Raw genomic sequence first — 3,551 nt, forward strand, 5'->3', positions numbered from 1 at the left:
CCTTGGCCTCGGCCGCGGACTTGGCCAGCTCGGCAGGGTCGGCGCCGCCGCGGCCCGCGGCGGCCAGCAGCAGGGCGCCGACGCCCAGCAGGGCCAGCGCCGTCTCCCAGCGGCCGGCCTGGGCCAGCAGGTAGTGCTGCTCAAGGAAGCCGAACTGTGCGCCGCTGGCGAACCGGGCGAGGCGGAAGACCGCCGCGGCGAAGGTCAGGGCGAACAGCGCCGCGCCGGCGCCCTTCAGCACCTCGGCGAAGGCGAGCGCCCTGGCCCGGCGCGCGCGCAGCATGGCCGCCGTCAGCAGCAGGGCGGCGACAGCCACGACGATCCAGCCGGCGGCCGGCGGATAGGCGAGGATGTGGCCGCCGACAGTGTTGGCGTAGACGAGGTTCGGCCCCTTGGCCGGAAGCGCGGGTGCAAAGGCGGCGGCGTCGGCGGCGGCCAGCACCTGCGCGCCGAGATGCTGCAGTGAGCCCTTGTCGAGATTGGCCGGGCTCGAGGTGGGCGCGTGGTAGTCGAACTGGCTGCCGATGAAGGCGTAATTCAGCCCGGCGATCCCCCTGGCCTTGGGGACGGAGAAGTCGGTGTCGTTGGGCATGTGCTCGTATAGGAACACGGTCAGCGACGAGGCGATCGGCGCGACGGCGCTCTTGCGGAACAGCTCGATCGCGCCGGCGTTGTCGGCCCCGGTCTGGAACATCTGGGCGCGGCCGCCATTGCCTCGAGCCTCCATGTTCAGCAGGAAGCCGACGCGGCCGGCGAGCGGGTGCTGGTCGAAGAAGGCTTGGGCGCCCAGCAGGCCGCTCTCTTCGCCGTCGGTGATCAGCAGGATGACGTCACGGACCGGCTGGCCCTTGGCCTTGATGGCGCGGGCGATCTCCAGGGCGGCGGCCGTCCCGGCCGCGTCGTCGGCCGCGCCGGGCGATCCCGGGACGCTGTCATAGTGGGCCATGATCGCCACCGCGGGGGCGGCGCGGTCGGCGCCGGGCAGCACGCCGATGACGTTCTCGATCGCGCCTCCGGCGATCCAGCCGTCCTCCTGGCGCAGCACCTGGGCGCGCTGGACCTGGGGTGAGAGGCCAAGCGCGGTCATCCGCGCGACGAGGTGGTCGCGGACCGCGGCGTTGGCCGGGCTGCCCATGGGGTGGGGAACCTTGGCGATGACCTCGACGTCGGCCATGGCGCGGCCGGCTGAGAACGCGGTCGCGGAGGCGTCGGCCGGCAGCGGGGCGGGAGTGCGCTCCTGCGCCCAACCCAGCAGGAATGCGACGGCCAGGCACACGACCAGTGCGATAGTTCTTCCCAACGCCGCCTCCCCGCGAACTCTGGCCGCGACCCTAGCGCGGAACCTGCGCAAAAGGAAAACGCCCGCCGGAAGGAGCGGCGGGCGTTCGGCAGTCTAGTGAAGCGTCGGGCCCGTTCAGGCGGCCACGGCGCTTTCGTTCGGGTCGCGCAGCACGTAGCCGCGGCCCCAGACGGTTTCGATGTGGTGCTTGCCGTCGGCAGCGGCCGCCAGCTTCTTGCGCAGCTTGCAGATGAAGACGTCGATGATCTTCAGCTCGGGCTCGTCCATGCCGCCGTAGAGGTGGTTCAGGAACATTTCCTTGGTGAGCGTGGTGCCCTTGCGGAGCGAGAGCAGCTCCAGCATCTGGTATTCCTTGCCGGTCAGGTGGACGCGGCTGTTGTTCACTTCGACGGTCTTGGCGTCGAGGTTCACGGTGATGTCGCCGGTTCTGATGACCGATTGGGCGTGGCCCTTGGAGCGACGGACCACCGCGTGGATGCGGGCGACCAGTTCGTCCTTATGGAACGGCTTGGTCATGTAGTCGTCGCCGCCGGCGCCGAACGTCTTGACCTTGGTGTCGATCTCGGCCGTGCCCGACAGGATCATGATCGGGGTGTTGATCTTCGCGACCCGCAGGGTGCGCAGGACGTCCATGCCGCTCATGTCGGGCAGGTTCAGGTCGAGCAGGATGAGATCGTAGTCATAGATCTTACCCAGATCGACGCCCTCTTCGCCGAGGTCCGTCGTGTAGACGTTGAAACCTTCGGATTTGAGCATCAATTCAATGCTCTGCGCCGTGGCGCTGTCGTCTTCAATCAACAGTACGCGCATCAGTTCCTCCTCGAACGGTAGCGCTAGAACCTACAAATTCGGGCAATCCGCCCCGATCCTCGCGGTTAACTTGCCCGCGAGTTAATTTATGATCGGTTAATGGTGAAGCCCCTTCGGACGAATCGTTAACTCGGTTCGGGAATCGGGGACAAGCGCCGCCCTCCGGGGCGAGTCGCGGGGGGCGTTGAATCTTTTGTGATTGGACTTGGCGGGCGAATAGCGGATCGGGCTGCGCCCTGATCTTAACCGCGGAACGGTCCCCGCGGCGGGTCGTTTGGACGTGGAACCCCCAAGCCCAAAGGATCGTCATGGCCGTGAAACTGAAGCCGCTCGCCGACCAAGTCATCGTCATCACCGGAGCATCGTCGGGCATCGGTCTGGCGACGGCGCGCAAGGCCGCCAAGGCCGGGGCGGCGGTGGTGCTGGCCGCCCGCAACGGCGAGGCGCTGCGGGCGATCTGCGAGGACATCAACGCCCAGGGCGGCCGCGCCCATGCGGTGGTGGCCGACGTCGGCGCGCCGCAGGACGTGGAGAAGATCGCGCGCGCGGCCATCGCGCGCTTCGACCGCTTCGACACCTGGGTCAACGATGCCGGGGTGGGCCTCTATGGCCAGCTGGCCGAGACCTCGGCCGAGGACCATGAGCGGTTGTTCCGGACCAACTACTTCGGGGTGGTCAACGGCTCTCTGGAGGCGGTGAAGCACTACCGGGACCAACGCCGGGCCGGGGCGGTGATCAATGTCGGGTCGGCGCTGTCGGACGTGGCCGCGCCGCTGATGGGCGCCTATTCGGCGTCGAAGCATGCGGTGAAGGGCTTTACGGACGCGCTGCGGCTGGAGGTCCTGCGGGAGAAGATCCCGGTCTCTATCACCCTGATCAAGCCGTCGAGCGTCTCGACCCCGTTCGCCGATCACGCCCGCAACCTGATGGACCAGGCGGCCGCGGTCCGGCCGCCGCGTTACGCCCCCGACGTCGTGGCCGACGCGATCTTGCACGCCGCCGTCCATCCGGTGCGCGACATCGTGGTCGGATCGGGCGCGCGGCCGATGGCGATCGGATCGGCGGCGGCCCCGATCCTGGTCGATAAGGTGCTGGCCCGGATGCTGCCGGCGATGAACCGCAGGCGCGGGGACAAGCCGGCGCGCGACAATCTCTATGAGCCCGGCCTCGACGGCCTGACCGAGAGCGAGCACCTGAAAGGCCGCCGCTTCAGCGTCTATACCGAGGTCCAGAAGCGTCCCGGCCTGACCTTCGGGCTCAGCGCGCTGGCCGTCGTCGGGCTGGCCGCCTTCCTTGGCCGCGAAGGGCTGTCGAAAAACGCCCGGCCGCTGCTGGCCAAGGCCGCGCGGCCGTTGCTGCTGCGGGCGGCGATGCGGCGTCCGGCGGCCGCCCCCAACCCTGTCTCTTATAAACAACTTCCCCTTCCGCCGCACACGAAGGG

Annotated in this window: 3 protein-coding genes; 1 reads left to right on the forward strand and 2 read right to left on the reverse strand. The window is 68.7% G+C overall.

Annotated elements, in window-relative coordinates; all coding sequences use genetic code 11:
- On the reverse strand, positions 1–1,300 hold a 1,300-nt coding region (locus OUA97_RS23065), incomplete at its 3' end, for a M20/M25/M40 family metallo-hydrolase (RefSeq protein WP_267234426.1).
- Positions 1,301–1,414: 114 nt separating this feature from the next.
- Entirely contained in the window at positions 1,415–2,110 is a 696-nt protein-coding gene (ctrA, locus tag OUA97_RS23070) for a response regulator transcription factor CtrA (RefSeq protein WP_267234427.1), read from the reverse strand.
- Positions 2,111–2,418: 308 nt separating this feature from the next.
- Between ctrA and OUA97_RS23075 the strand changes: the two genes are divergently transcribed.
- Positions 2,419–3,551, forward strand: a 1,133-nt coding sequence (locus OUA97_RS23075; protein WP_267234428.1) for an SDR family oxidoreductase, incomplete at its 3' end; no start/stop codon positions are given.

This window comes from Phenylobacterium sp. 58.2.17 (assembly GCF_026411515.1).
Taxonomy (GTDB): domain Bacteria; phylum Pseudomonadota; class Alphaproteobacteria; order Caulobacterales; family Caulobacteraceae; genus Phenylobacterium.